This window comes from Bacillus sp. JH7, from assembly GCF_001563515.1.
Lineage (GTDB): Bacteria > Bacillota > Bacilli > Bacillales > Bacillaceae_G > Bacillus_A > Bacillus_A cereus.
Window position 1 is genome coordinate 1,222,031 of the sequence record NZ_LPUS01000001.1, and the last position, 26,134, is coordinate 1,248,164.

Genomic DNA, 26,134 nt, shown 5'->3' on the forward strand with positions numbered 1-26,134 from the left:
TAAAAAAGGGAGAATCCCATGAAACGAAACACATACATCGATTTCCTAGCTTATTACGGAATAGGAAGTGCTCATCCTGGTGGCTTTACGTTAACAAAACAATTGTTAGCACAACTGCCTTTTAAATATGGAGCGAATGTCCTTGAGATAGGTTGTGGTACGGGGAAAACAGCGGCGTATATGACAAGGGAATTTGGCTATAAAGTAACAACGGTTGAAAAGAATGAAATTATGATTCAAAAGGCAAAAGATAGATGGTTGTTTGAAGGGTTAGATATACAATTAATTGAAGGAAATGTAGAGCATTTACCGTGTTTGAATAACTCATTTGAGTTCGTACTTGGAGAATCAATCATCGCTTTTACAGACAAAGAAAGGGTTATCTCGGAGTGTTATCGTGTATTACAGCAGGACGGTAAGCTTGTTGTCATTGAAATGATTATTGATAGGCACATTGATAAGGGTGAGGAAGAAAAAATCGCCCAATTATATGGCATGAAAGAACTGTTAACTGAGAATGAGTGGGTACAATTATTTCAGAAAGCAAATTTTAAAAGAATTACAATTGCGGGTGGTGGCACGATTGCAGAAACAATCTCTGGCTATGTAGAAGAGCCAGAATGGAATGTATCCTCACATATTCCGAATGAGTTATATGAGGCGTGGGCACAGCATGAAAATGTACGGCTTATGTACCAACACATTTTAGGGCATCGTATTTTTATATGTGAAAAATAAAGAAAAAGAGTTGGCTAAAGGTAGCCAACTCTTTACTATGTTAAATGAAAAATAATGCAGCTAATGTAATTCCGAAGATGAAACCAAATCCGAGTTCAACACCCCAGCCACAACCGCCGCCTCCCCAGCCGCCGCAACCACAACTACTACAACCACGACCACCACATCCGCAGCTGCTGAATCCACCACCGCATCCGAATCCACAACTATCACACCTGCTAAGGCCTCCACAAAGGTCACAACCACCGTTTGCATAAGCGTCGTAGTATCCGAACCCTGAATCAAAAGATGAGCGCTGTTGCACCGGTTCGATCCATACAGAGTTTTGTGTCACATCGATTATTTTACCTAAATGTATACGGCCATCACGGTCTTCAATCCGAACAACTTTTCCGAAATAACGTTGGCATGTATCATAACATTTTTTTCTATGCATATTCTTTCCTCCTTCCGCATTACAGTAATACGATATGTAAGGGGGACAAGTGCGGCTTGTACGAATGCCCTATCTATCATAATTGTTATAGGAAAGGGGAAATATAAGAAGAGGATATATAAGGAGGAAAAGGCATGAAATCTACAGATCAGTTTCAGACATACGAAGTACCATGGAAAGATTTTATTGAAGCGTTACGAGAGGAAATGAAGAAGCAAGTAGGGACAGATATTATTGATACAGTAGTTTGCAATTTAGAAGATGGTTTTGAAGTGTATACATATGTGCAGGGGGATTTAGATTTTGAATATAAGGAAGCGCTTGAGAGAAAATACGGAAGTGATGCGAAGACACCTAATGTGTTAACGATAATGTTATTAGCTAGTATTTATAATACAAGTGAAGAGAATATACGCTTGCATGCGGATAATAAAGAGAATCCGATTGTTGAAGTGTATGTAAAGCAATGAAACACGCTGTGGAAGGCGTGTTTTTTATTTGTATGATAAAATGTTAGAAAATTGAGAAAGAAGGTGAAGGATTGGGAATTAAACATCTTAATTTAACAGTTACAGATGTAACAGCAGCTAGAGAGTTTTTAGAGAAGTATTTTGGTCTAATTTGTAGTGGAACAAGGGGAAATGGCTTTGCAGTTATGCGTGATAATGATGGATTTATACTAACTTTAATGAAAGGAAAAGAAGTTCAGTATCCAAAAACATTTCACGTAGGATTTCCACAAGAAAGTGAAGAACAAGTAGATAAGATAAATGAAAGATTGAAGGAAGATGGATTTTTGGTCGAGCCTCCTAAGCATGTCCATGCGTATACGTTTTATGTTGAAGCACCTGGTGGATTTACAATAGAAGTGATGTGTTAAGTCAAAAATCAAACTTTTTGTTATGTGTTTTTAAAATAAAAAGTAGGAAAAGTCTGTTTTAAGTGTGGAGCTTAAACAGGCTTTTTTACTTATAGTATCGGATAGAAAACGCTAGAAGGAATAATATTCAGTTCTTATAACTGTTTACATAATAAAATTATGCTGGGTTCGTTGTCCTAAAATACAAGTCATATATCTTGTTTCCTCTCATAAATTTAAACATAGGAATTTGTCTACAAAGGTGGCGAAGCCTCATCATGAAAATCCGAATTTGTGCCACGTTCATGTTGTTTCTATTTATATGTTTACCTTTATCAGCTTTTGCAAAAGGAGAGGAGGCAAAGGAAAGGGTCGTTTCACTTGTATATGACGATTCGGGCAGCATGAGAAATAACGATCGCTGGAAATATGCCAATTATGCTTTGCAAAGTTTAGTTGCGCTATTGGATGAAAAAGATAAATTTTCTTACGTTCCAATGAGTAAGCCGAATGAGCCATTAAACATTTCGTTAACGAAAGATAAAAGGCAAACAGAAATTGAGGGAATTGGAGCATGGAAAACGTATTTAAATACTCCATTTAGCGCGGTAGAAACGGCGATGCAATCTATAAAAAAGGAAGCAGATATAGATGGAAAACGTGAATTTTGGCTTATTGTATTAACTGACGGGGCATTTAATGATTTAGAGAAAGATAAGGTTGGCGGAAAAGAACAAATTTTGCAGAAATTAGCCCAGTTTAAGAAAGAAATGGATGCAAAAAAGATATCGTTACATCCAGTCTTAATTACGATGGAAGAAGATTTAGGACAACAAGAAAAAGAACAACTAAATACGTTCAAGGAAATATGGAAGAAAGAGATAAATGGTGTTACGATGCCGTCAAGCGGAGAAGATGGCATTGTAAAAAGTGTAAATCAAGTGGCAGCATTAGTTGCAAATCGTGATCCATTCTCCTCTGTTGAATCGATTGTAAAAACGAAAGTAGTGGGGAAAAGAGTAGAGATTACAACACCGTTTCCATTAAAGCGTATGACGCTTGTACGACAATCGCCTTCTCTGCCCGATTATCAGGTCACACAAATTTCTAAACCATTACAATTGCAATCTTCTTTTTCCATACATGCACCAGGAGAAGCAAAATTGTTCGGAAATATAGTTCATATAAGTACGGAAAATGAGGAAGTTATTAAACCAGGAACTTATACGATAGAAGTGGACCAGGACATTGAGAAAGAAGGACTACAAGTACTAGTTGAACCAGCGCTTAATTATACGGTTTCTACTTATGACAAAGATGATAGTAGTCAAAAAAATGTAGAGAAAATGTACGAAGGTGTTACTGCTGTTATTGAAGCAAGGGCTACGGAGTTGCCAGTTCAGTCTTCTTACTTTCAGGCAGAAGTAGAAATAGACGGAAAACAATATGCAATGAAGTGGAACGATAAGAGGCATGTGTTTTATTACGAAACGAAGCTTGGTAAAGGGTTAGTACGCGGGAAAGTTCATATGAATATAAAGGGGTTTTATAGACAGACGAAAGAATTTAAAATTGAAACAGCTGAGAAACCGAAATTATCACTTCAAACTGTTACAAAAGATTATGAAGAAAAAGTGACAAATTTAGAGAATAGTAAACCATTTGTTTTACAACCACAGTTAGATGGCAAGTCAATGACAGAAGAAGCTGTAAAAAAACTATTAAAATCTACTGGTGTCACATCTAAACAATCAATCAATTATGAAATAAAGCAACATGGAAATCAAATCTATGTTTATCCTCGTCCCTATTACTCCGACACATTTAATTTTACAGATACCGGCACCGTAGAAGCTACCATCGTAATGCAGGATTCAAAATTACAAGAAGTAAAGAAAAACATAACATTCCATATTCAAGATGCTCCGTTTTATGAAAAATATGCGCTTATTTTTAAGTTTGTCATTCCTATCACTTTATTACTACTAGTAGTAGGAATCATTGTTTTAGGATGGATTGTTCGGCCAAGATTTCACCGGAAAGCACTACTGTATTATGAATGGGATCAAGAGGTAGCGAAAGATTGGCTATATCAATCTGAACCAGAATTACTTCGAAATAAATGGTGGAACCATTATTTTGGTATCCCATTTAGAGCAGAAAGAAAAACAGTGCAATCCGTTACGTTTATAGCGAAGAAAGGTTCAAAATCTGTCTTTGTAGCGAAAGAATCACAAGTAGTTGGAATGATTATTGATGGAATGTTTATAACAGAGGATGAAGTAGGAATGGAACATAAGACACTATATCCAAATGAACTTTTACTAATTGATAGAGGATATGGTAAAGAGATTTACAAGTACGAATGTGAATAGTAGGTAGAGATAAGAAGGGGATGGAGTATGGATTCTCTTTCCCTTTTTTCAAACAAGCAAGAATAGGAAGGTGGTTCACATGACATTACAAGTTCCAACAATATTAATTGGTTTAGGTGGAATCGGTAGTACTGTGACGCATCAAATATATGAAAAATTACCTGAAGAGCGCCGGAAAAAGGTAGCAATGCACGTATTTGATACAGATGTGAATACATTGAGTAAATTTGATCATATTCGAAAGTTTAAGACACAAACGAGTTCTAGTAAAACGCCCAGGGAGTATATTGCAGGAGATCCAACAATCCCAGAGTGGTTTCCGATGGATCCGACTATACTTGATAAACCATTAACAGAAGGAGCAGGACAGTTACGCGTCATTTCACGTTTAGCGTTACGTGCTGCGATGAAAGAAGATAAATTAACGTCCTTTTGGCAAGAAATTGAGAAAATTTTTCCGGTTACAAGTGATCAAACAGAATATGGTGTGCGTGTCATTATAGTAACATCACTAGCAGGCGGAACAGGTTCGGGGATGTTTCTGCAAATTGCATTATATTTACGTGAAATGCTTCGGAAAAAATTGCAGCATCATAACATTTTAATACGCGGTGCGTTTTTAATGCCGGATGTTTTAGTAAAGACGAGAACAGTTAGTGCGAAAGAGTTTGAAACGGTGCAAGCGAACGGCTATGCATCGTTAAAAGAATTACATGCTATTACGCTCGGTTCTACTGGAGAATTATCAAAACGCGGCGGTGTAACAATTGAATTAGAGTATCGCCCTGATCAAGTAGATGAAGACGGAAGAACGAATCATACAATTAAACAACATCATTTACCGTACAATTATTGTTTCTTATACGATTATGAAAACCTACATGGACACCATTTACACAATTTATCAGATTATATGGAACAGATGGCAAATACAATTTATTTACAGTTATTTAGCCCGATGTCCACAAGTCATTTTGCACAAGAAGACAATCAAATTCAGCAATTAGCAGAATCAAGCGGAAAAGGACGATATTGCGGGGCAGGAACGGCAAAACTCATTTATCCGTATGAGCATGTGTTAAAATATTGTGCTTTAAAATGGGCTGTGCAAGGTTTAGATGAATCGTGGCTTCATTTAGATCAACTGTTTCAAGAGAAGAAGCAAAGATATGACCAAGATGTAAAACGTGGGATGCAGCGTGAAAAGCCGGAGAGAGGTAAAAGTTATTTAGAGGACTTGGAACATCTTGCTACCCGTCCAGAGCAAGCTCATATTTTCTATAGACAAATGTACAATGAAACACGTGAAGGAGCAGAGGGGGGTAAGCTCGGAGTTGCGAAATCAAAACTGTTTTTAGAAGCTGTAGAAAGTTATGTACAACGAACGGTGCAAAAAGATGAGGAATTAAATCGTCTGCAACATGAGTGTAAAATTTCAGCTGCGAAACTGAAAATGATGGAACAAATGAAAGGTGAAGTGGCAAGAGTGGATCATGCGGTTCGTTTATATGCGTATGCGATTCCGAGCCGTGTACATGAACATGTAACGACACTTTTATATGACATGATTGAATCAGACCGCTTTTCACCAAGTGGTTCTGAAGGGCAGTCCTATCAATTAAATACATGGTTTTTAAAGAAAACAGATCCAGTTCACCCAGTAGCAGCACGTTTTATGTTATATGAAATTCGAAAGCAGTTAGTGGAAAAAATGAATCGACTACATGAAAATAATGAACAAAAGCGTAATGTAATTCAAAACTACGATAAAAAATTTAATGTGGGTAATATCGATGGAACGGTAACGGCTGTACGCCGAGTAGAAATTGCTCAACAACAAGGCTGGTTTGGAAAAATGATTAATAATCAGCAACGTTTATTCAAAAGAGAATTTGAAGACATCATAACGCAATATGTACACAAATTAAATGAATATCGAAAAGAAATGCTATTAGAACTTGTATATCAATCGCTATATCAAGCAGTTAATAAAATGATTCAATATTGGGAAAGATTTTTTGATAATTTACATGAAACACGTGAAAATTTACTGTTTGAAATCCAAAAGCGCAGTAAGGAATTTGAAGGGAAAACAAACCCGACGAATGTATATGTATTAGCTGAGGAACAGCTGCAAGAAAAGATATGGCAAGATATGCAGCAACATTTAAATTTAGGTGTACTACCGAAAGATATATCAGCGGAAATTTATATGAGTTTGTATGGGGAATATTGTCGTGATGCGAAAACAGAAGAGATTCAGTCGAAAAAGGTAGAGGATTTCTATCGCGAACATATACTGAGCTATTGTTATGACGAACTGCAAGTACGCTATCGTGATAAATTAGAACTGAATATCATTGAAGCGTTGCGAAAAGAAGCAGATTATAAGAAACGTGATCGCGATGAATACGTTCGTGAAAAAATTGAAGACCTGTTCCATTTAGCGAGTCCATTCGTTCCGAAAGTTGCTCATCATAGGGAATTACAATATTGGGGTATACATCCTTCTTTAAAGAAAGAGCTGCAAGAGGAATTAATTCAAGAAATGTTTAAAGAAAAAGATACAGTACATGAAGCCTTTTCGCCATTTGAAGTAATCTGTTATCGAGCGCATTACGGCTTATCGCTGCAAGATTTTCCTAAATTATCATCAGGACATATTTCAAACGGATTTATGAATGATAAAGGTGACTATTTCCAATCGTATTATCGCCGTGTAAATAAATTAAATAGTAAAAAATCTAGTTTAACGCCGCATTTAGATAAGTATTGGCACTTACCAGCCTTTATGCCAGATTTAAACGCGACTCAAACAAAATTAGATTATGATAAATGTAATCGTGCATTACTATACGCATATATGTATCGCTGGATTAGTTTAGTTGCTGTTGATGGACAATTTGTGTATCAATATAACGGTGTAGGACGTAGCTTTTTAATTCAGTCGATGGGGAAAAATATTTCAAGCGAAAGTTATAAATTACACAGAGCATTGCTTCATAATCCTTTTATTTATGAAAACATCTTGTCACGATTTGAAGAAGAGCAAGAAAAGGCGATGATACAAGGTGGACATTTATATACACATCCGTTCGTATTAGGAGCCCAAGATGTAAGATGGCTTAGAAAAGAACATGTCCACAATCTTTTAGATATGATTTTAATGTATGACCGTGAAGCGAAGTATGATCCGACATTAGAAGAAACATCAGATGAATTATTAAGACTATTCCTCGATGAAATCGAGTTGTATTTCCAGAACTATTACGGTACAGGTGCCGATATGGTGGCAAAGAAAGAGAAAGAAATGTTTATTAAACAATTGTGGGATCGCTCGCATGCAAAAGGATATGTAGATCCAAATAGCGCTCCGTATAAAAAATGGCAAAATTTATTAAGTGTTCAAGATGAAGAAGAAACGCCAAAAACGAATGTATAATGAATGAAAAGGGAATCCTTAAAAGTGGCAATATAACTTTAGAAAAGAGGGATTCTGATGCCGTTTTTAGGAAGTGTATATCAAATATTTGGGTTATATCCGGAACTTTATTATGGGATGATTTCAGCGGAGCTGCAAGAGGAAGCTCAGAAGGAGCATCTTGAAAATAGTAGTGCAGAAGCTGAAGTGGAAGAATAAAAAAAAGTGCAGATGAAAATCTGCACTTTTTTGTTAGTATTAAAATGGTGAAATAACCTCAAATGAATTATTATTTTTGAATAATAATTCATTTGAGGTTATTATGATTTTCATTACATTGTATGTAATGAAAATTGTATGAAAATCAATGTAATAAAATGCATATGAATATTAAGGTGGAAAACAACAATGTTTTTGAGAAAATAATTATGTATAAAAATAACATTTGATACATAATCAGCCGATTATTTTTGAGTGATTTATTATTGACAATATAATTAATTGTATGATAAATTCAATCAGCATTCTTAATGGTTTTTTGGTATGGTTAATATTTTGAAAATTCAATACGGTATAAAGAGATTGATTTTTCTGTTTTTATTTAGACGGGTTACTAAGTCTATAGGGGAAGTGAACTATGTATATTTTTATTTTTAAAATAGAACAGTAATAAAGAATGTAACAAGTAAGAGATAAACTTGAAAAAGAGGTTTCAAAGAATGAGTCTTTTCATAAAGAAAGCAATGGATGAAGAAAAGAAAAAAGTATTGAATCAAACTTTAGGAGCGATTGATTTAACTCTTTTAGGTATTGGAGCAATTATTGGTACAGGTATTTTCGTATTAACTGGTATTGTAGCAGCGAAACATGCTGGTCCGGCGATTGTATTATCTTTTGTATTAGCGGCAATTATATGTGCATGTGTAGCTTTCTGTTATGCTGAATTTGCATCTACAGTTCCAGTTTCGGGAAGTGTATATTCATATACATATATGACACTAGGTGAGATTTTTGCATTTATAGTTGGCTGGTGTGTTATGCTGGAGTATTTATTAGCGACTTCTGCGGTTGCAGCAGGCTGGTCAGCATATTTTCAGTCATTGCTACTAGGTTTTAATATTCACATTCCTACGGTTTTTGCTTCGGCACCAGGAATGGGGAAGGGTGGAATCATTGATTTACCAGCAGTTCTTATTATTTTAGTTGTTACATTTTTATTAAGCCGTGGTGCAAAAGAAAGTGCACGAATTAATAATATAATGGTTATTATTAAACTGGCTGTTATTGTAGGATTTATTGTTGTAGGGACACAATATGTAAGACCAGAGAATTGGCAACCATTTCTACCGTTCGGTTTTCACGGTGTGGTAGGGGGTGCTGCTACTGTATTTTTTGCTTTTTTAGGATTTGATGCAGTTGCAACAGCCGCAGAGGAAGTGAAGCGTCCACAACGTAACGTGCCAATTGGGCTACTTGTTTCCTTGTTCATTTGTACCGTTCTATATGTAGGTGTTTCATTCGTGCTAACTGGAATGGTTCCGTTTATGGAATTAAATGTTGCTGATCCGGTTGCATATGCGTTGCGCACTGTAGGAGAAGATAGAATTGCTGGGTTGTTATCGGTGGGAGCGATAGCAGGGCTAACAACAGTTCTGTTAGTAGCTATGTTTGCATTTGTTCGTGTATCTTACTCGATGAGTCGAGATGGACTGTTACCAAAAAGACTTTCAAGTGTCCATAAACGTTTACAAACTCCATTTTTTAGTACGTGGGTTACAGGTATACTAGCAGCTTTATTAGCGGGATTAGTGGATTTGAATTTATTAGCTAATTTAGTGAATATGGGAACGATAACAGCATTTGTGTTTGTATCTATAGCTGTCATTGTATTAAGAAAGACACATCCTAATATGAAGAGGCCATTCCGTGCCCCTCTAGTACCTTTTTTACCTATCGTTTCAATAGTAAGTTGTATATATTTGGCATTGAACCTTTCTAAGCTTACTTTAATTAGTTTTGTGGCATGGATTATAATAGGGGTTTTCATATATTTTGTATATGCTAAAAAACATAGTAATGTTAGAAATAGAAATAAAGTATAGTCCATTGAAATAATACTTGTAATGGAAATGAAAACACGCTACTTATTCATATAAGAACAAGTAGCGTGTTTTTTCTATTTAATAATCCCATTTTCTAAAATTTTAATAGTTGGTGCCACTTTCACATTAGCTTTTGAAAAGGCACTCGGCCAATCATCTTCGACTTGTTTCCATTCTTTATATTGAAACGCTCTCGCATAATCACCAAATCCGAATGGATCAAGTTGCTGTTTTTGAATGTTGTGGATTAAATCGTTCAAATCTTTGTTTAGTTGTTTTGTAATAAGAGAAGTTAATTTCTTTCTATCTTTGTCTATATCCATATTGAATGTAAGTTCAGAGACAGCAATTTTCAAATCCATTTTAACATGAAATTTGAAGTGGTTATCGCTATAATCTGTATGGATATCACGATCCATGCTAAGAACATTTATTGTTACGAAATCGCCGCCATCGGTATCTTTTAAATCACTATTACTTTCAACTGAAGTAGAAGGGATTTTCAATGTAAGCGAAACCGGTGTATTCGCTTTCTTTTGTAACAAAAGAAGAAGGGCGCTTTCATAACGATTTAATGACATTTTATAAATTCCGCGAGAAGTTAATAGCGCGGAACCGGTAACGATAACATCCTTTTTACCTTTTTTTATTTCTGAAATAGCAGGTGTTATACCTTTATTAAACGTTTGCCTGTGAAATTCATGGAATGTCGTAAAAACGGTCCGATTGTACAGTTTGTTCGTATTAATTAAATCTGTTAAATACTCGGGAAGGGCAGGCTTATCTTTAAAGTTATTATATATAACTGAAGAAATTGGACCGTCTACTGCAACCATGCGCATGTTTCCAGTGTTTTTAGGATCACGATACCAAACATCAAGGTAAGGCATAGCCCCTTCTTGTTTTAAAAAATTTGTGCTAAATAAAATGAGCTGTAACTTTTCTGTAGATACTAAACCGCCACTTGAACTATTAAACGTTGCTTTTGCTTCTCGAGGTGTACGTACTTTCGCTTCATGTGTTTCGTACTTTTTTTCTACGTCTTCATTAAAAATAGGATTTACGTGGTACACAATTAATTTTCCTTTTGCTTTTGCGTCAAAGCCGTAAATTAATGAAATCGATTGTTTTTCTAAGTCGAGTCGATCTCCACAGCCTGTTAAAAAGGTTATGAGAAAGTAAAGTATAGTGAAATGAATAAAGCGCCTCATTTAAACTCTTCTCCTTTTCCAATGCTGATAAAGTGTCATGTATAAGAGAAATACGACTGGGAATAGAAAAACGATAAAATAACTTGCAGTTCCCCAAAATTCTCGCAACGCACTTATTTGATAAGAGGAAGGGATATAAAAGAACAGAATGAAAGTACAACCGAATAATAAAAACCAAATAGGTAATGAACTCCCTTTTTTGTTAAGTAATTGATTGATTCCATCTGAAGCAGTAAAAATATAAGGAATGCAAGAATCAAAAATGATAAAGAGATAAAATGACAAAAAGATAATTTCAAATCGTTCCAGAAAAGAAAAGTGAAATGGTGTAACGAGAGAAAGGGTAGGCCATAAAAACTTAGTTATACCATCTGGGCTAAAATAAAGGAAAGAAACGAACGTCACTTGCAGGTAAACGAATAAAGTAATCATATTTGCAATAACAATCCCTTTTTTTGCAGATGATTTATTACTGAGGTAAGGATAAAGGACGAATGCAAACTCAAATCCGAGAAAGGCAATAATAGTTGATTTTACTGTGTTGAAAACTGGTATCCATCCTTCTTTAAGGAGAGGAAGAAGATAGATCCAATGCCCATCTTTAAGTGGGATAAATAATAGTAATGGCATCCAGAGTGTAAATAAGACAGTAAAAACAGCATAGCGGCTAATAATAAGAACACCTTTACATGCGAGCATTACCATTGGAATAGATAATAGCATCATGATTAAAAACATTGGAGATCTAGGCAAAATCCAAATGTGAATAACGTATAAGAGGGAAAAAATTAAAGAAACCGCTGCAAGAACAGCATATAAAATCCAAAAAATCATTCCTACTCTTCCTAACCATTTTCCAAGATAACGAGTTAGCACATCAAGTAAATGGTAACCAGGATGCTTCTCCATGATTTTTACAATACATAGACTGACTAAAGTAGTGATAGCGCATCCTATAATAATAGACATCCAGCCATCTGTATTCGCCCCTTGGGCCACTTCACGTGGCAGTGTAAGTACACCGAATCCTACTTGAACACCACTAATCGTTAAAATGTATTGAAATAAACTAATCTCCCTCTTTACACGCTTTGTCACTTATCTTCCTCCTTTTCTTCTATATCCGGTTGTCGATTTTCTTGTTTTAAGTTAAGGGATAGTGGTCGTTTCTTCATTAGTTTCCATGGCAAACGCACAAGAACGTCTTTTAAATCCGTAGCAAATGATGGAGAAAAAGGACTACCGTAAGGAACACCAAGTGAGTCCATAGAAAGAATATGGATGATGATAACTGACATTCCAACCATAATTCCAATGACTCCGAATAAAGAAGCGATTATCATCATTGGAAAGCGAAGAATCCGAACTCCTGCTGACATTTCCAGATTGGGAATGATAAAAGAAGCGACTGCGGTAATAGATACGACGATAACCATAACATTACTTACGATTCCTGCTTGAACTGCAGCTTGTCCAATGACAATCCCTCCTACGACGCCAATTGTTTGTCCGACGGGACCGGGAAGTCGAACTGCAGCTTCGCGTAGCATTTCAAGTACTAATTCCATCAAAAGTGCTTCTAATATAGGCGGAAAAGGAATTTTGGCTCGAGATTCTCCAATTGTTAACAATAATTTAAGTGGAATTACTTCATAATGAAAGGAAATCATAGCAATATAAAGAGCAGGAGCAAATATTGCAATAAATAGTCCAGTGAAACGAAGGAGTCGTATAAAAGATGGAATCATAGGTCTGAAGCTGTAATCATCTATCGTCTGAAAAAAGGATGAAAAGGTCATAGGTCCTATTAATACGCCTGGTGAGCGATCTACAATAACGGCAATTCGCCCATCTAGAATATGATGTGCTGTTGTGTCAGGACGTTCAGTTATTGATAATTGTGGAAAGAGAGTAAAGGAATTATCTTCAACAAATCCTTCTAATTCACCAGTAGTAAGAATCGCATCAACTTTTACTGACTCGATACGGGATGCCATTTCTTTTACGACATTTTCGTTCGCAACATCTGCTAGATAAAGCAAAAAAACCTTTGAAGTAGCTCGTTCACCAACAGTGAATTCCTTCACTTTCAATTCGCGATTTGGAATATATCGACGAATAAGTGCAAGGCTGTCGCTCGCTACCTCATTAAATCCTTCGTGTGAGCTTTTTATGGAGCGCTCTGTTGTAGGTTCTTCAATGCTCCTTTTTGGTGCCGCTTGCGTATCAAGCTCTAAAGCGGATAGTTGCCCGTTTATAAATAAAATACTTTTGCCGTGTAAAAGAGATTGTTCAATGTCTGTCCACTGTTGAACTTTTTTAATATTTCCGATAGAAACAGAGGCTTCCCAAAAATCGTCTTCATTCCACTCTTTAAATAAGAGAGGACGAAGAATGTTTACGTTAATAACAGTTTTGTCTACAAGTCCTTCCATATATATAAGTGCAGCTTCCTGTCCGTTTTTTAATGGAAAAGTGCGTGTTATTAATTCTGGAATACCGCTAAACAGTTTGGACAAGTGCTTTAAATTAAGGGAAAGGGAAGAAGAGATAGATTTATTTAATGTGTGATTAGCTTGCTCTTGGGTAGAAAAAGATTTTTCACCACGAATCCATTTATTAAAAGACCCCATTTGTTCGCTTACTCCTTGTTATGTTTTATATGGATTATTATGGATAGTTACAAGCTGACATATGCGTAGTTTAAATTTTATATTGTATATTTTTAACTTTAACGCTATAATTATAGTGTTAAAGATGGAATCGTGATATGACCTGTTATGACTCTATCGTTTTATTTATGAATAAATGGATTGGTATTTTAGCAAGATGTGCTAATAAACTACTCCACCATGATAATAACGTGCCGAAATGTGGTGCGTATATTTTCGTGGTGGAGTTTTTTTATTCTCAAAAAGGGGGAAAGACCATGAATAACAACATGGTTCATATTACAATTGACGGAAAAAAGTATACAGCGGAGCCCGGTTCAACGATATTGGGTGTTATTAATGAGAACGGGATTGAACATCCGCAAATTTGTTACGTGCCAGAAGTAGATCCTATTCAAACATGTGACACTTGTATTGTAGAAGTTGACGGAAAGTTAATGCGTTCTTGTTCGACGATAGCAACGGAAGGTATGAACATTGAACGTGCTTCTGTTCGCGCAAAAGAAGCACAAACAGAGGCGATGGATCGGTTACTAGAAAATCATTTATTATACTGTACAGTATGTGACAACAACAATGGGAACTGTAAACTGCATAATACAGCAGAATTAATGGAAATCGAACATCAAAAATATCCGTATGAACCGAAAGTAGATGTAAGTGAAGTTGATATGACGCATCCGTTTTATCGCTATGATCCTAATCAATGTATTGCATGCGGTCAATGCGTTGAGGTGTGTCAAAACTTACAAGTAAATGAAACGTTATCGATAGACTGGGAAGCGGAACGCCCACGAGTTATTTGGGATAAAGGAGTAAATATTAATGATTCTTCATGCGTTAGCTGTGGTCAATGTGTAACGATTTGTCCTTGTAACGCTTTAATGGAGAAAACGATGCTCGGTGAAGCTGGATTTATGACGGGATTAAAACCAGATATTCTTGAACCGATGGTAGATTTAATTAAAGAAGTTGAGCCTGGGTATAGCGGTATTTTTGCGGTATCAGAAGTGGAAGCGGCCATGCGTGATACTCGTACGAAGAAAACGAAAACAGTATGTACATTTTGTGGTGTAGGTTGTTCGTTTGAAGTGTGGACGAAGGGGCGTAAAATCCTTAAAGTACAGCCATCTTCAGATGCACCAGTTAATGCAATTTCCACTTGTGTAAAAGGGAAATTTGGTTGGGATTTCGTAAATTCTAAAGAACGAATAACAAAACCTTTAATTCGTAAAAATGGAACGTTTGTTGAATCTACATGGGAAGAAGCACTGAATGTAGTTGCAAATAAATTAGGCGCTATTAAAGAAGAGTACGGTAAAGGTTCTATTGGATTTATTTCTTCCTCTAAAATTACAAATGAAGACAATTATGTAATTCAAAAATTAGCTCGACAAGTATTTGGAACGAATAATATTGATAACTGCTCACGTTATTGCCAATCACCAGCAACGGATGGTTTGTTCCGTACAATTGGTATGGGCGGTGATGCCGGAACGATTAAAGATATTGCGCAATCTGGTCTTGTTATTATTGTGGGATGTAATCCGACAGAAGGTCATCCTGTTCTAGCTACACGTATTAAACGTGCACATAAATTACACGGACAAAAGTTAATTGTAGCTGATCTTCGTAAAACCGAAATGGCAGAGCGATCAGATGTCTTTATTAGTCCAAAACAAGGAACAGATCAAGTATGGTTAATGGCTGTTACGAAATATATGATCGATCAAGGTTGGCATGATCAGGAATTTATTAATGAGAATGTAAACTTCTTTGAAGATTTCAAAGAGAGCCTAGAAGAATATACACTTGAATATGCAGAAGAAGTAACAGGTATTTCAAAAGAAACACTTATTCAAATGGCTGAAATGATTCGTGATGCAGATGGTACATGTATCCTTTGGGGTATGGGGGTAACGCAAAATACAGGTGGTTCTGATACTTCCGCTGCAATTTCAAACTTACTTCTTGCAACAGGGAACTATCGTCGTCCAGGAGCAGGTGCATACCCACTTCGAGGTCACAATAACGTACAAGGTGCTTGTGATATGGGTACTTTACCAGGATGGCTTCCAGGATATCAGCACGTTACTAACGAAATGGAACGTGTGAAATTTGAAACTGCTTACGGAGTGAAAATTGATAGTGAACCAGGTCTTAATAATATTGAAATGCTTCACGCAATTGACGAAGGAAAAATGAAAGCAATGTATCTTGTCGGAGAAGATATGGCTCTTGTAGATTCTAATGCAAATCATGTACATGAAGTGTTATCTAGCCTTGATTTCTTCGTTGTGCAAGATGTTTTCCTTTCTAAAACTGCTCAATATGCAGATGTTGTATTACCAGCAGCGCCATCTCTTGAGAAAGAAGGTACTTTCACAAATACAGAGCGCCGTGTCCAAAGATTATATCAAGTGCTTCCTACGCTAGGAGATGCGAAACCAGACTGGTGGATCGTCCAGGAGGTTGCGAATAAACTAGGGGCAAACTGGAATTATAGCCACCCAAGTGAAATCTTTGCTGAAATGGCAAGTTTATCACCATTATTCTCGCAAGCGAACTATGAAGTGCTTGAAGGATGGAACAGTTTCCATTGGGGAAGTTTTGATGGAACAAATACACCACTTCTGTTCCAAGATGGATTTAACTTCCCAGATAAAAAAGCTCGTTTTGCGATTGCTGACTGGGTACGTCCAGCTGAATTTCCAGCTGAGTTCGACCTTCACATTAACAACGGTCGTATGCTTGAGCATTTCCATGAAGGGAATATGACAAATAAATCAACAGGTATTCAAACGAAAGTACCTGGTGTTTTCGTTGAAATCTCTCCAGACCTTGCAAAAGAACGTGGCGTAAAAACAGGTTCGTTAGTTCGTCTTGTCTCTCCTTTTGGAGCATTAAAATTACGTGCACTCGTTACAGATCGTGTAAAAGCGAATGAGTTATATTTACCGATGAACTCTACAGATAACGAAACGGCAATTAATTTCTTAACAGGTCCTGCTGTGGATGTACGTACGAATACACCTGCGTATAAACAAACGAAAGTACGTATGGAAGTGTTAGAAGTTGACGGCGAAAATCCGATGCCAAAAGCGAACCCACGCAATAAAAAACGTCACCCTCAAGCTGGCATTGAGGTACATCGTAAGTGGGCACGTCCAGGGTATGTGCATTTAACGGATAAGTAGGAGGAGAAAACTATGGCTGCACCTATAAAAATGATTCAAAAACAAGAATTAACTGAGGAAGAAATAAAACAGCAAAAGTTAGATGATTTAAAAGAGCTTCTAACTAATAATGAGGAAGCTCTAAATCAGATGTTTAATATAGTAGGAGAATTAAATGACATTGGAATGCTAGAAGCTGCAAATTCAATGCTAAAAGCGAAAGAACCAATTGCGAAAATTGTTCTAGGTCAAGTAACTCGTGAGCCTGTTACAAATTTAATTAATAATATGATGGGTGCTGCAGGTGCGTTAACTGAACTTGACCCAGAACTTACGAAAAAGCTTATAGGTAGTTTATTAGTCGGACTAGAAGAAGGTAATGAACATCTAGAAAGTAATAAAAAAGTAGGGGTATTCGATCTTATGAAAGTATTGAAAGACCCAGATATTAACCGTGCTATCGGGTTTGGGCTTCATTTCTTAAAAGGTATGGGGAAAGGGTTAAAAGACGAATAAACTTCATGAAGTGAACCTTTCTGCCCAAATATTTGTACGAAATAGTTTGGGCGGAAGGCTCATTTTGGTAAAATATATAATAAAGTAAAATGAGGCTTTTGGGAGGTATAATTGTATGTCAAAAAAAGTACATGAATTTAATGATATGATACGAAAACTTCGAAAGGAACTTTTCGGAAAAGGACCAGAACGAATTCATACTGTTTTTGCGGAAAATATGGCTATAGCGACTCTTTATGGAAACTTAACACCTACTGAAAAATTTATTTCAAGTACGATGGACGGTGCGGAAATGGTTCATATGGCTAGAACGAAAATGATTCAAGAAGTGTATGCTGTGAATTCACGTGAACATTTGGAGGAACTTGTTGGAGCGAAATTAGTGAATTTGTTTTCAGATATGAAAGTAGAAGAAGATATTGCAGTTTCTGTATTTGTTTTTGATAAAAATATAACGTGAGAGAAGGATACTGATCGTGAAACCGATACAGGTAGAAAGAGAAATCTTTCGTTATGAACAAGGAGCATTTAAACATATAGAGGACAGCATTGTAACAGAGTTTCCTGTCACCATTAAAATGAACGGACAGGAGTTTGTTACAATGGTTAGTACTCCAGAATATATAGAAGATATGGTAATAGGCTTCTTAGCGTCTGAAGGAATCATTCGGAAGTATGAAGATATTGATAGTGTATGGGTGCAGGAGAAAGAAGGATTTGTGCATGTAACAACGACAAAAGTAAATCCGTATTATGAACAAATGCAAAATAAACGCTATATTACGTCTTGTTGTGGTATGAGTAGGCAAGGGTTTGTTTTTGCAAATGATGCACTAAGTGCAAAAAAAATGAAGGGTGTCCATGTACAGGTTGCTGCAGAGGATTGTTTTCGGTTAATGAAAGAAATGCAGCAATCTGCGGATACGTTTCATCATACTGGTGGGGTTCATAATGCAGCTTTATGTGATGTGAATGGTATTATTTTAAGTCGAATGGATATTGGTAGGCATAATGCATTAGACAAAATTTACGGTTATTGTTTAAGAAACGATATTTCTATAAAAGATAAAATCATTGTTTTTAGTGGTCGTATTTCTTCGGAAATATTATTGAAAGTTGCAAAAATCGGTTGTGAAATTATACTATCAAAATCAGCTCCAACTGAGTTAGCTTTGCAACTAGCGGAAGATTTAGGTATTACGACAATAGGATTTATTCGTAATCACTCCTTAAATGTATATACCCATCCAGAACGTGTTTTAAATATAAAATAAAAGTGAGGCAATGAAGATGAAATCAGTTACATTAGACAAGTTGCAACGTCCGTTAAAGGATTTACGTATTTCAGTTACTGATCGCTGTAATTTTCGCTGTCGATATTGTATGCCAGAAGAAATATTTGGTCCTGATTACTCGTTTTTGTCTAATGATAAAATTTTATCTTTTGATGAAATTGAAAGGATAACACGTATTTTCGTTTCTTTAGGTGTGAGAAAATTACGGATTACGGGCGGAGAACCGTTACTTCGAAGAGGGCTTCCAAAGCTTATTGAGCGCCTTAATAAAATTGATGGTGTAGAAGATATCGGTTTAACAACCAATGGATCGTTACTTAAAAAGTTTGCTCCTGATTTATATAAGGCGGGACTATCACGTGTAACAGTTAGCTTAGATTCCTTAGAAGAAGAGCGGTTTTTCTATTTAAATGGTAATAGGAGCAAAGTGCAAAGGGTTCTGGAAGGAATACAGGCTGCAGCTGAAGTTGGAATGAAAATTAAAATAAACATGGTCGTTCAAAAGGGAAAAAACGAACAGGACATTTTGCAGATGGCGCAATATTTTAAGGAAAATAAGCATATTCTTCGTTTTATTGAGTATATGGATGTTGGAAATTATAATGGTTGGGATTTAAAAGAGGTCGTCTCTAAACAAGAAATAGTAGATACGATTCATCAAGTTATGCCGTTAGAACGGATAGAAGCAAATTATTCTGGTGAAGTGGCTACTAGGTATCGTTATATAGGAAGCGATGAGGAAATAGGTATTATTTCATCAGTAACAGATTCTTTTTGCTCATCATGTACGAGAGCTCGTATTTCTGCAGAAGGAAAATTATATACTTGCTTATTTGCTTCTAAAGGAAATGATTTAAGAGAATTGCTTCGTTCTGAACATACAGATGAGGACATTACAGATGTAGTACGCGATATATGGAATAATAGGGAAGATCGTTATTCAGATGAACGCTTAAATCATACAAATAAGAAAACAATACCTAAAATTGAAATGTCACATATCGGTGGTTAATATATAAAGCTAGCTTCATAGTGAAAAATGGAAAATTTACAAGAGTTGTGGATTTTCTATTTTATAGTAAAAGTGATGATTGATATCTCTGTAAAAGATGTGCAGAGAAATTAAGCAGCATTCAAAAACCTTTATTTTGAGGAGGTTTTTTGAAGCTGCTTTTTTATTTGGAGAAAATGGAGGAATGGGTAATGGCATTTCATAAGCCGGAACAAATTGCTGAGCTTGTCATTGAGGCCGGTGTTCAAAAAGTAAGACAGACATTGCCAGCGATGCTTATTCTCGGTTTTTTAGGAGGAGCGTTTATTGCGATAGGTTTTTTACTTAACATTCGAGTTTTAGGGAATTTACCTGAGCGCTGGGGAAGTCTAGTGAATGTTTTAGGAGGAGCAGTATTTCCTGTTGGACTCATGCTCGTAGTATTAGCAGGAGGAGAATTAATTACGGGAAATATGATGTCACTGTCTATGGCGCTTTATGCAAAGAAAATTACATTGATAAGTGTACTGAATAACTGGGTTTGGATTACTCTTATGAATTTTATTGGGGCAATTTTCGTTGCGTATTGCTTTGGACATCTTGGCGGATTAACAGAGGGAGAGTATTTAAATAAAACGGTAGCGATAGCGGAAGGGAAGTTACATGAATCATTTGGGAGAACTTTGATTTTAGCAATTGGTTGTAATTGGCTCGTTTGTCTTGCTCTTTGGCTCGCTTACGGGACGAGTGATTTTGTCGGAAAAATCATCGGAATTTGGATTCCAATTATGGCATTTGTAGTGATTGGATTTCAGCAAGTAGTAGCAAATATGTTTGTCATTTCCGCTGTTATTTTTGCTGGTCATCTAACGTGGATGGATCTGGCTAAAAATTTTGTTCCTGTTTTTATCGGAAATGTAATTGGAGGAGCTGGGTTTGTTGGTTTTGCTTACTTTGCTTGTTATCAGAAACAACATTCTAATATGAAATAGAGTTCTTGAGAGGAAGGGTATGTAATGGCTGATCGGTATTCACGACAACAGTTGTTCAAACCAATTGGGAGTAAAGGACAAGAAAAAATTCGAAATAAACATGTGTTAATTGTAGGGGCAGGCGCATTAGGAAGTGCAAGTGCCGAAAGTTTCGTACGTGCAGGTGTTGGCAAGTTGACGATTATTGATCGTGACTACGTTGAATGGAGTAATTTACAAAGGCAACAATTGTACTCTGAACAAAATGCGAGAGAGAAAATGCCGAAAGCAATTGCTGCAAAAAATCGGCTAGAACAAATTAATTCGGAAGTACAAATACATGCTTTCGTAATGGATGCAACTTCAGAAAATATGGAAGGTCTATTAAAAAATGTAGATGTAATCATTGATGCAACAGATAATTTTGATATTCGATTTGTAATAAATGATTTATCACAAAAACATAATATTCCGTGGGTATATGGTTCTTGCGTTGGATCGTATGGTATGAGTTATACAATTATTCCACAAGAGACACCGTGTTTACATTGTATGCTTAAAAATATTCCTGTTACAGGTGTGACATGTGATACCGCTGGAATTATTAGCCCTACTGTTCAAATCGTCGCAGCATATCAAGTGGCAGAAGCACTCAAAATTTTAGTGGAAGATTTCTCAGCAATTAGAAAAACATTTTTCATGTTTGATATATGGAGTAATCAAAATCATTTTATAAAATTAGGGAAAATAAAAACAGACGCTTGTCTCTCATGCGGTTCAAATCGAACTTATCCTTATTTATCATACGAAAATCAAACGAAAGCAGCTGTTTTATGCGGAAGAAATACAGTTCAAATTAGAACAGTAGACAATAGGAAATACAATTTTGATGATATAGAAAAAGTATTACAAAAACTGGGGAAAGTAGATCGGAATCCGTATTTACTATCTTGCCAATTCGATGATTACCGCGTGGTTGTTTTTCGAGATGGTCGTGTTTTTATTCATGGTACAAATGATATTTCGAAAGCGAAACAACTATATTATCGCGTATTCGGTTAATAGAGAGGGTGTCAACAATGGAAAGAAGAGTGCCAATTACGGTTGAAGAAGCTGTTCGTAAAGTGATGGGATTTGCTGATAAAGGCTTAAAGGAGCTATTACCAATTGAATTAGCTTATGGACGTATATTAGCAGAGGATTTAGTAGCTGACCATGATGTACCGTCATTTAATCGTTCGCCATATGACGGATTTGCTATTCGAGCAGAAGATACTAATTTAGCAAGTTATGAAACGCCAATTGTATTTGAAGTAGTGGGTGAAATTGGTGCAGGATCGCTATTCCATGAGAAAGTAGCTCCGTTTCAAGCAGTTCGAATTATGACGGGAGCACAAATTCCGAATGGGTGTGATGCCGTTGTTATGTTAGAGCTGACTCGTCAATATGAGAAGAATGGCAACAATTATATGGAAGTGAAGCGATCATTCAAAAAGGGCGACAATATTTCTTTTCAAGGTGAAGATGCTCGTAAAGGAACGGTTCTTGCAAAGAAAGGATCGTACATTAATCCAGGTATTTCAGCTCTTCTTGCTACATTCGGTTATAGTGAAGTACCAGTTGCGAGAAAGCCTGTAATTGGACTGTTAGCGACTGGGAGTGAATTACTGGATGTCAATGATTCATTACAGCCAGGGAAAATCCGAAACAGTAATACGTACATGATATTGGCTCAAATTCGAAGAGCGGGCGGAAGAGTAAAATATTTTGGGAAGTTTAGTGATGATTTTAATACGTGTTTTACAGCTGTGAAAGAAGCGCTTGGCCAAGTAGATATGTTAATTACAACGGGCGGTGTATCAGTAGGAGATTATGATTATTTACCAGCTATTTACGAAAAGTTAGGTGCATCTGTTCTTTTTAATAAAGTTGCAATGCGACCAGGAAGTGTTACGACTGTAGCACAATTAAATGGCAAGTTATTATTTGGTTTATCAGGAAATCCATCAGCTTGTTACGTAGGGTTTGAATTATTCGTAAGACCGTGTATTCGGACGTATATGTTTAGTGAAAAAGTACATTTAAAAAGAGAAAAAGCGTTATTAGGAGAAGATTTTCTAAAACCGAATCCATTTACAAGATTTGTACGAGCAAAATTGCAATATGATGAGGGGAAATTAATCGCTTATCCATCAGGGTTTGATAAATCTAGCTCAGTTTCTTCATTGGCAAAATCCAACGCGTTTATCGTATTGCCGGGCGGGACAAGAGGATATAAAAAAGATATGTTTGTCGATGTTCTTTTATTAGAAGATAACGAAGGTAGTGAATGGCCTTGGACATTTCATAAAGTGAGAGGTGGTTTTAATGGAACAAGTGCTATTTGAGATTGTAGATAATCCGATTTTAGTTGAAGAAGTAACGAATAAAGTCGCAAGAAGAGAAGCAGGTGCGATTACAACATTTATTGGTACGGTGAGAGAATTAACAAAAGGAAAACGAACGCTACATTTAGAGTATGAAGCATATAAACCGATGGCAGTAAAACAACTTATGAGAATTGGAGAAGAAATTAGTGAAAGATGGCCGGATACAAAAGTAGCAATTACGCACCGTGTAGGGCGGCTAGAAATAATGGATATTGCGGTAGTCATTGCAGTTTCATCACCGCATCGTAAAGTAGCTTATGAAGCGAATGAGTACGCGATTGAACGTATAAAACGAATTGTTCCAATTTGGAAAAAAGAATTTTGGGAAGATGGAACGATGTGGATTGGAGATCAACTTGAAAATACACCATATCCAGAAGGAAAACCAAAGAAGGAAGAATGAGAAAATGATTATAATTTTATTGTTTGCAAATTTGCGTGAGGAAGTTGGATCGGATCGATTAGTGATTTCAGAAAAGCAAGAAATGACAGTGCAACAATTAAAAGAATGGCTCAAAGCTAGCTATTGTTTACAATCGTTGGATAAAGTGATGGTCGCTGTTAACGAAGAGTTTGTAATGAATGAAGAGATGATAAAAGCTGGAGATATAGTCGCATTAATCCCGCCCGTTAGCGGCGGGTAATAAGCTTTTTCACCAGATGAAGCGCCAAGAAAATGTTGTATATAAATTAGAATAAGAGAAGGGATGAGTTCTATGCTTACTCAAGAACAAATAATGAATGCATTAAAACATGTAGAGGATCCAGAGTTACACAAAAGTGTTGTAGAATTAAATATGGTTAGAAATATACAAATGAACGGAACAAAGGTTAAACTTGAGGTAGTACTAACAATCCAAGGTTGTCCGTTAAAAGCAAAAATTCAACAAGATATTGAAGAATCACTTCACGCAATTGGTGCCTCTAAAGTGGAGGTAACATTTGGTTCTATGACGCAAGAAGAACGTACAGCTTTAACAGAGAAATTAAAGAAAAATACTAGAACAGAAACTGGTATGCCGAGCATGCTTCGCCCGGATTCAGGAGTACGTTTTATTACTGTAACGAGCGGAAAAGGCGGAGTTGGAAAATCAACGGTGACAATTAATCTTGCAACTGCACTAGCGCGTATGGGCAAAAAGGTGGGGATATTAGATGCAGATATATATGGTTTTAGTATTCCAGCTATGATGGAAACGAATAAGAAACCAACGATGATTGATCAAACGGCAATTCCAGTCATTAGTCACGGTGTTAAAATCATGTCGATGGGATTTTTTACAGAAGGAAATAACCCAGTTATGTGGCGCGGACCGATGCTAAATAAATGGATTCAAAATTTTCTTGCGAATACGCACTGGGGAGAATTAGATTATTTATTACTTGATTTACCACCAGGTACAGGAGATGTTGCGATCGATGTTGCAGCGATGATTCCGCAAGCGAAAGAAATAATTGTTACAACTCCGCACAATGTAGCTTCATTCGTTGCTTCAAGAGTCGGTGTAATGGCAAAACATACGAAGCATGAGATTTTAGGTATTGTGGAAAATATGGCTTATTATGAAGAACAAGATGGATCGAAAAATTATCTCTTCGGAAAAGGCGGCGGCGAAATGCTTGCAGAACAATTGCAAACAGAAGTAATTGCTCAAATACCTTTTGCGAAACGTGAAGAAAATAATGGTTCATCTGTATATGATGAAGATTCTCTTGTTGGAGAAGTGTTTACATCGTTAGCTGAGGATATTATTTATAGAGGATAGAGGGGGAAGTTTAGTATGGCATGTAACATTGATCATTCTATTGAAGATGTGATGAATAAGCTTGAAAGTCAAAAGAGTTTTTTATCAGAAGAGATTTTTAAAGGGTTAAAAAATTTTTTACAAGGTAATCACTCACAAGAAATATTAAATGATGTATTTCATCTTTTAAAAAAGTATGACTTAGTAAGTGAAGAAGAAAGAGAGACGAGAAATAATCAATTATTGTTGATTATAAAATAAGTATACTTTGGCTTTTGTTTTGTAACAGGAGGGGTAAATGGAATGGATATGAAAAAGATGATTGAAATGATAGAAGCAACAAAAGTGACTAAAGAAGAATTATCAATTTCTACTTTACATCAAGAACTTGTGAAGTTATATAGTCAAAAAAATGTTGCTCATTATACCGAGTTATTAAAGTATATTTTATCATTATCCGTGCAGCTCAACCTACATCTTGTATTGAAATATTTTGGCGTGCGACCGGTTGTTGCGACAGATGAGCGTATGCAATTTCAAGAGATATTTAAATGCTTAGCTAAGAAAGATGAGAATGGGGAATGGTTTCTAAATTTTGTTTCTTTATATGTAGGGCTAATTGTAGTTCTTCGTTTTGATGAGAAAGTGATTGAGAGCAATTTTTTTGATGATATGGTAGTGGATGAATGTAATGAAATATAGGATTCTGCTCATAACATTTTTCTATATTAAATGCTTTAACTGCGATTTTAGTTGGTTATGTAAATATGAAGGTAACTAATTAAGAAAAAGGAATGAAACTAGTTGGATAAAAAGAGTTCTTCAGTTGTTTCCGTCGTTTTTTCGTGTTACCATTAAGCGAATTTTTCATAAGGAGAGAAAGCGATGAAATGGATTTATTTTCTTATTATTAACATTATAGCTTTTAGCCTTATGGGGCTTGATAAACGAAAAGCGAAGAAGAAACAGTGGAGAACGCCAGAAAGTACGTTGTTTTTATCAGCGGCAGCTGGGGGAGCAGTTGGAGCTTGGATTGGCATGTATATGTTTCATCATAAAACTCATAAAAAGAAATTTGTTTTCGGCATACCGTTACTTGTTGTAATAACGGTATGTTTATTATTCGTTGTATGAGAAATGTCGAAAGAAATGCAGATTGATTATTGGTAAAGTGAGCATGTGAGACCGTATAATGGA

General features: G+C 36.1%; 25 protein-coding genes. 21 read left to right on the forward strand and 4 right to left on the reverse strand.

Features of this window, described 5'->3' with window-relative positions:
* Positions 1 to 18 precede the first annotated feature (18 nt).
* A complete protein-coding gene (locus AU379_RS06410; RefSeq protein ID WP_000828247.1) occupies positions 19 to 738 on the forward strand; it encodes a class I SAM-dependent methyltransferase in 720 nt (239 codons plus the stop codon).
* 40 nt (positions 739 to 778) lie between these two features.
* On the opposite strand, the gene AU379_RS06415 is transcribed toward AU379_RS06410, so the two are convergent.
* Positions 779 to 1,174, reverse strand: a complete 396-nt coding sequence (locus AU379_RS06415) for a hypothetical protein (protein ID WP_061139024.1) — start codon at positions 1,172 to 1,174, stop codon at positions 779 to 781.
* A 134-nt stretch (positions 1,175 to 1,308) separates the two neighbouring features.
* Between AU379_RS06415 and AU379_RS06420 the strand changes: the two genes are divergently transcribed.
* The 6 genes from AU379_RS06420 to AU379_RS06445 all read left to right on the forward strand — a co-directional run bounded on the left by AU379_RS06420 (position 1,309) and on the right by AU379_RS06445 (position 9,931).
* Positions 1,309 to 1,644: a hypothetical protein gene (locus AU379_RS06420; protein ID WP_000842914.1), complete on the forward strand. Its 336-nt coding sequence runs from the start codon at positions 1,309 to 1,311 to the stop codon at positions 1,642 to 1,644.
* Positions 1,645 to 1,715: 71 nt separating this feature from the next.
* Positions 1,716 to 2,054 (forward strand): VOC family protein, encoded by a 339-nt coding sequence (locus tag AU379_RS06425; RefSeq protein WP_058839932.1) that lies wholly within the window; start codon positions 1,716 to 1,718, stop codon positions 2,052 to 2,054.
* Positions 2,055 to 2,311: 257 nt separating this feature from the next.
* On the forward strand, positions 2,312 to 4,408 hold the full coding sequence (locus AU379_RS06430) for a vWA domain-containing protein (protein ID WP_061139025.1): 2,097 nt from the start codon (positions 2,312 to 2,314) through the stop codon (positions 4,406 to 4,408).
* Positions 4,409 to 4,487: 79 nt separating this feature from the next.
* Complete coding sequence (locus AU379_RS06435; RefSeq protein WP_000175107.1) at positions 4,488 to 7,850, forward strand: tubulin-like doman-containing protein; 3,363 nt, start codon at positions 4,488 to 4,490, stop codon at positions 7,848 to 7,850.
* A gap of 57 nt (positions 7,851 to 7,907) precedes the next feature.
* Entirely contained in the window at positions 7,908 to 8,048 is a 141-nt protein-coding gene (locus AU379_RS06440) for a hypothetical protein (RefSeq protein WP_001116193.1), read from the forward strand.
* Positions 8,049 to 8,548: 500 nt separating this feature from the next.
* Positions 8,549 to 9,931 (forward strand): amino acid permease, encoded by a 1,383-nt coding sequence (locus tag AU379_RS06445; protein ID WP_044584747.1) that lies wholly within the window; start codon positions 8,549 to 8,551, stop codon positions 9,929 to 9,931.
* 74 nt (positions 9,932 to 10,005) lie between these two features.
* Here the strand turns inward: AU379_RS06445 and gerSC are convergent, their stop codons facing one another.
* The 3 genes from gerSC to AU379_RS06460 are packed head-to-tail and all read right to left on the reverse strand — an operon-like array spanning position 10,006 to position 13,775.
* Positions 10,006 to 11,142, reverse strand: coding sequence for a spore germination protein GerSC (gene gerSC, locus AU379_RS06450; RefSeq protein WP_001252211.1), 1,137 nt, complete (start codon positions 11,140 to 11,142; stop codon positions 10,006 to 10,008).
* Entirely contained in the window at positions 11,143 to 12,240 is a 1,098-nt protein-coding gene (locus AU379_RS06455; RefSeq protein WP_000167066.1) for an endospore germination permease, read from the reverse strand. It lies immediately after the preceding gene.
* Positions 12,237 to 13,775 carry a spore germination protein gene (locus AU379_RS06460; RefSeq protein WP_061139026.1) on the reverse strand — a complete coding sequence of 513 codons (1,539 nt, stop codon included), beginning with the start codon at positions 13,773 to 13,775 and terminating at the stop codon, positions 12,237 to 12,239. Before AU379_RS06460 ends, AU379_RS06455 begins: the two co-directional genes overlap by 4 nt.
* 296 nt (positions 13,776 to 14,071) lie before the next feature.
* Here AU379_RS06460 and fdhF point away from each other — a divergent pair, with 296 nt between their 5' ends.
* From fdhF to AU379_RS06530, 14 genes are all read left to right on the forward strand, one after another.
* Positions 14,072 to 17,011: a formate dehydrogenase subunit alpha gene (gene fdhF, locus AU379_RS06465; RefSeq protein ID WP_061139027.1), complete on the forward strand. Its 2,940-nt coding sequence runs from the start codon at positions 14,072 to 14,074 to the stop codon at positions 17,009 to 17,011.
* A gap of 12 nt (positions 17,012 to 17,023) precedes the next feature.
* Positions 17,024 to 17,506 (forward strand): DUF1641 domain-containing protein, encoded by a 483-nt coding sequence (locus tag AU379_RS06470; RefSeq protein ID WP_000729897.1) that lies wholly within the window; start codon positions 17,024 to 17,026, stop codon positions 17,504 to 17,506.
* 115 nt (positions 17,507 to 17,621) lie between these two features.
* Positions 17,622 to 17,966, forward strand: coding sequence for a DUF2294 domain-containing protein (locus AU379_RS06475; protein WP_000039583.1), 345 nt, complete (start codon positions 17,622 to 17,624; stop codon positions 17,964 to 17,966).
* 16 nt (positions 17,967 to 17,982) lie between these two features.
* A complete protein-coding gene (gene fdhD / locus AU379_RS06480; protein WP_000802689.1) occupies positions 17,983 to 18,780 on the forward strand; it encodes a formate dehydrogenase accessory sulfurtransferase FdhD in 798 nt (265 codons plus the stop codon).
* 16 nt (positions 18,781 to 18,796) lie between these two features.
* Positions 18,797 to 19,813: a GTP 3',8-cyclase MoaA gene (gene moaA / locus AU379_RS06485; RefSeq protein WP_000844124.1), complete on the forward strand. Its 1,017-nt coding sequence runs from the start codon at positions 18,797 to 18,799 to the stop codon at positions 19,811 to 19,813.
* Positions 19,814 to 20,004: 191 nt separating this feature from the next.
* Complete coding sequence (locus AU379_RS06490) at positions 20,005 to 20,784, forward strand: formate/nitrite transporter family protein (protein ID WP_000863998.1); 780 nt, start codon at positions 20,005 to 20,007, stop codon at positions 20,782 to 20,784.
* Positions 20,785 to 20,808: 24 nt separating this feature from the next.
* Positions 20,809 to 21,825 carry a molybdopterin-synthase adenylyltransferase MoeB gene (locus AU379_RS06495; RefSeq protein WP_000785270.1) on the forward strand — a complete coding sequence of 339 codons (1,017 nt, stop codon included), beginning with the start codon at positions 20,809 to 20,811 and terminating at the stop codon, positions 21,823 to 21,825.
* Between the two features lie 17 nt (positions 21,826 to 21,842).
* Positions 21,843 to 23,150, forward strand: a complete 1,308-nt coding sequence (gene glp, locus AU379_RS06500; RefSeq protein ID WP_000442194.1) for a gephyrin-like molybdotransferase Glp — start codon at positions 21,843 to 21,845, stop codon at positions 23,148 to 23,150.
* Positions 23,131 to 23,595 (forward strand): molybdopterin synthase catalytic subunit MoaE, encoded by a 465-nt coding sequence (gene moaE / locus AU379_RS06505; RefSeq protein WP_000438665.1) that lies wholly within the window; start codon positions 23,131 to 23,133, stop codon positions 23,593 to 23,595. The genes glp and moaE overlap by 20 nt, the downstream gene beginning before the upstream one ends.
* Before the next feature lie 4 nt (positions 23,596 to 23,599).
* Positions 23,600 to 23,836, forward strand: coding sequence for a molybdopterin converting factor subunit 1 (gene moaD, locus AU379_RS06510; RefSeq protein ID WP_000583943.1), 237 nt, complete (start codon positions 23,600 to 23,602; stop codon positions 23,834 to 23,836).
* 72 nt (positions 23,837 to 23,908) lie between these two features.
* On the forward strand, positions 23,909 to 24,958 hold the full coding sequence (locus AU379_RS06515) for a P-loop NTPase (protein ID WP_000957517.1): 1,050 nt from the start codon (positions 23,909 to 23,911) through the stop codon (positions 24,956 to 24,958).
* 15 nt (positions 24,959 to 24,973) lie between these two features.
* Complete coding sequence (locus tag AU379_RS06520) at positions 24,974 to 25,198, forward strand: hypothetical protein (RefSeq protein ID WP_000752383.1); 225 nt, start codon at positions 24,974 to 24,976, stop codon at positions 25,196 to 25,198.
* A gap of 42 nt (positions 25,199 to 25,240) precedes the next feature.
* Positions 25,241 to 25,639, forward strand: coding sequence for a hypothetical protein (locus AU379_RS06525; protein WP_000367289.1), 399 nt, complete (start codon positions 25,241 to 25,243; stop codon positions 25,637 to 25,639).
* A gap of 183 nt (positions 25,640 to 25,822) precedes the next feature.
* Positions 25,823 to 26,071, forward strand: a complete 249-nt coding sequence (locus tag AU379_RS06530) for a DUF1294 domain-containing protein (protein ID WP_000871346.1) — start codon at positions 25,823 to 25,825, stop codon at positions 26,069 to 26,071.
* The last annotated feature ends 63 nt before the right edge of the window (positions 26,072 to 26,134 follow it).

Excerpts from the sequence above, each read along its gene's own strand:
- AU379_RS06415 (WP_061139024.1), bottom strand. The coding sequence starts at position 1,174 with ATGCATAGAAAAAAATGTTATGATACATGCCAACGTTATTTCGGAAAA.
- AU379_RS06515 (WP_000957517.1), top strand. The coding sequence starts at position 23,909 with ATGCTTACTCAAGAACAAATAATGAATGCATTAAAACATGTAGAGGAT.
- AU379_RS06475 (WP_000039583.1), top strand. The coding sequence starts at position 17,622 with ATGTCAAAAAAAGTACATGAATTTAATGATATGATACGAAAACTTCGA.
- AU379_RS06410 (WP_000828247.1), top strand. The coding sequence starts at position 19 with ATGAAACGAAACACATACATCGATTTCCTAGCTTATTACGGAATAGGA.
- AU379_RS06530 (WP_000871346.1), top strand. The coding sequence starts at position 25,823 with ATGAAATGGATTTATTTTCTTATTATTAACATTATAGCTTTTAGCCTT.
- AU379_RS06435 (WP_000175107.1), top strand. The coding sequence starts at position 4,488 with ATGACATTACAAGTTCCAACAATATTAATTGGTTTAGGTGGAATCGGT.
- moaD (WP_000583943.1), top strand. The coding sequence starts at position 23,600 with ATGATTATAATTTTATTGTTTGCAAATTTGCGTGAGGAAGTTGGATCG.
- gerSC (WP_001252211.1), bottom strand. The coding sequence starts at position 11,142 with ATGAGGCGCTTTATTCATTTCACTATACTTTACTTTCTCATAACCTTT.
- AU379_RS06495 (WP_000785270.1), top strand. The coding sequence starts at position 20,809 with ATGGCTGATCGGTATTCACGACAACAGTTGTTCAAACCAATTGGGAGT.
- AU379_RS06460 (WP_061139026.1), bottom strand. The coding sequence starts at position 13,775 with ATGGGGTCTTTTAATAAATGGATTCGTGGTGAAAAATCTTTTTCTACC.
- AU379_RS06440 (WP_001116193.1), top strand. The coding sequence starts at position 7,908 with ATGCCGTTTTTAGGAAGTGTATATCAAATATTTGGGTTATATCCGGAA.
- AU379_RS06470 (WP_000729897.1), top strand. The coding sequence starts at position 17,024 with ATGGCTGCACCTATAAAAATGATTCAAAAACAAGAATTAACTGAGGAA.
- AU379_RS06520 (WP_000752383.1), top strand. The coding sequence starts at position 24,974 with ATGGCATGTAACATTGATCATTCTATTGAAGATGTGATGAATAAGCTT.
- AU379_RS06420 (WP_000842914.1), top strand. The coding sequence starts at position 1,309 with ATGAAATCTACAGATCAGTTTCAGACATACGAAGTACCATGGAAAGAT.
- glp (WP_000442194.1), top strand. The coding sequence starts at position 21,843 with ATGGAAAGAAGAGTGCCAATTACGGTTGAAGAAGCTGTTCGTAAAGTG.
- AU379_RS06445 (WP_044584747.1), top strand. The coding sequence starts at position 8,549 with ATGAGTCTTTTCATAAAGAAAGCAATGGATGAAGAAAAGAAAAAAGTA.
- fdhF (WP_061139027.1), top strand. The coding sequence starts at position 14,072 with ATGAATAACAACATGGTTCATATTACAATTGACGGAAAAAAGTATACA.
- AU379_RS06490 (WP_000863998.1), top strand. The coding sequence starts at position 20,005 with ATGGCATTTCATAAGCCGGAACAAATTGCTGAGCTTGTCATTGAGGCC.
- AU379_RS06430 (WP_061139025.1), top strand. The coding sequence starts at position 2,312 with ATGAAAATCCGAATTTGTGCCACGTTCATGTTGTTTCTATTTATATGT.
- AU379_RS06525 (WP_000367289.1), top strand. The coding sequence starts at position 25,241 with ATGGATATGAAAAAGATGATTGAAATGATAGAAGCAACAAAAGTGACT.
- moaA (WP_000844124.1), top strand. The coding sequence starts at position 18,797 with ATGAAATCAGTTACATTAGACAAGTTGCAACGTCCGTTAAAGGATTTA.
- moaE (WP_000438665.1), top strand. The coding sequence starts at position 23,131 with ATGGAACAAGTGCTATTTGAGATTGTAGATAATCCGATTTTAGTTGAA.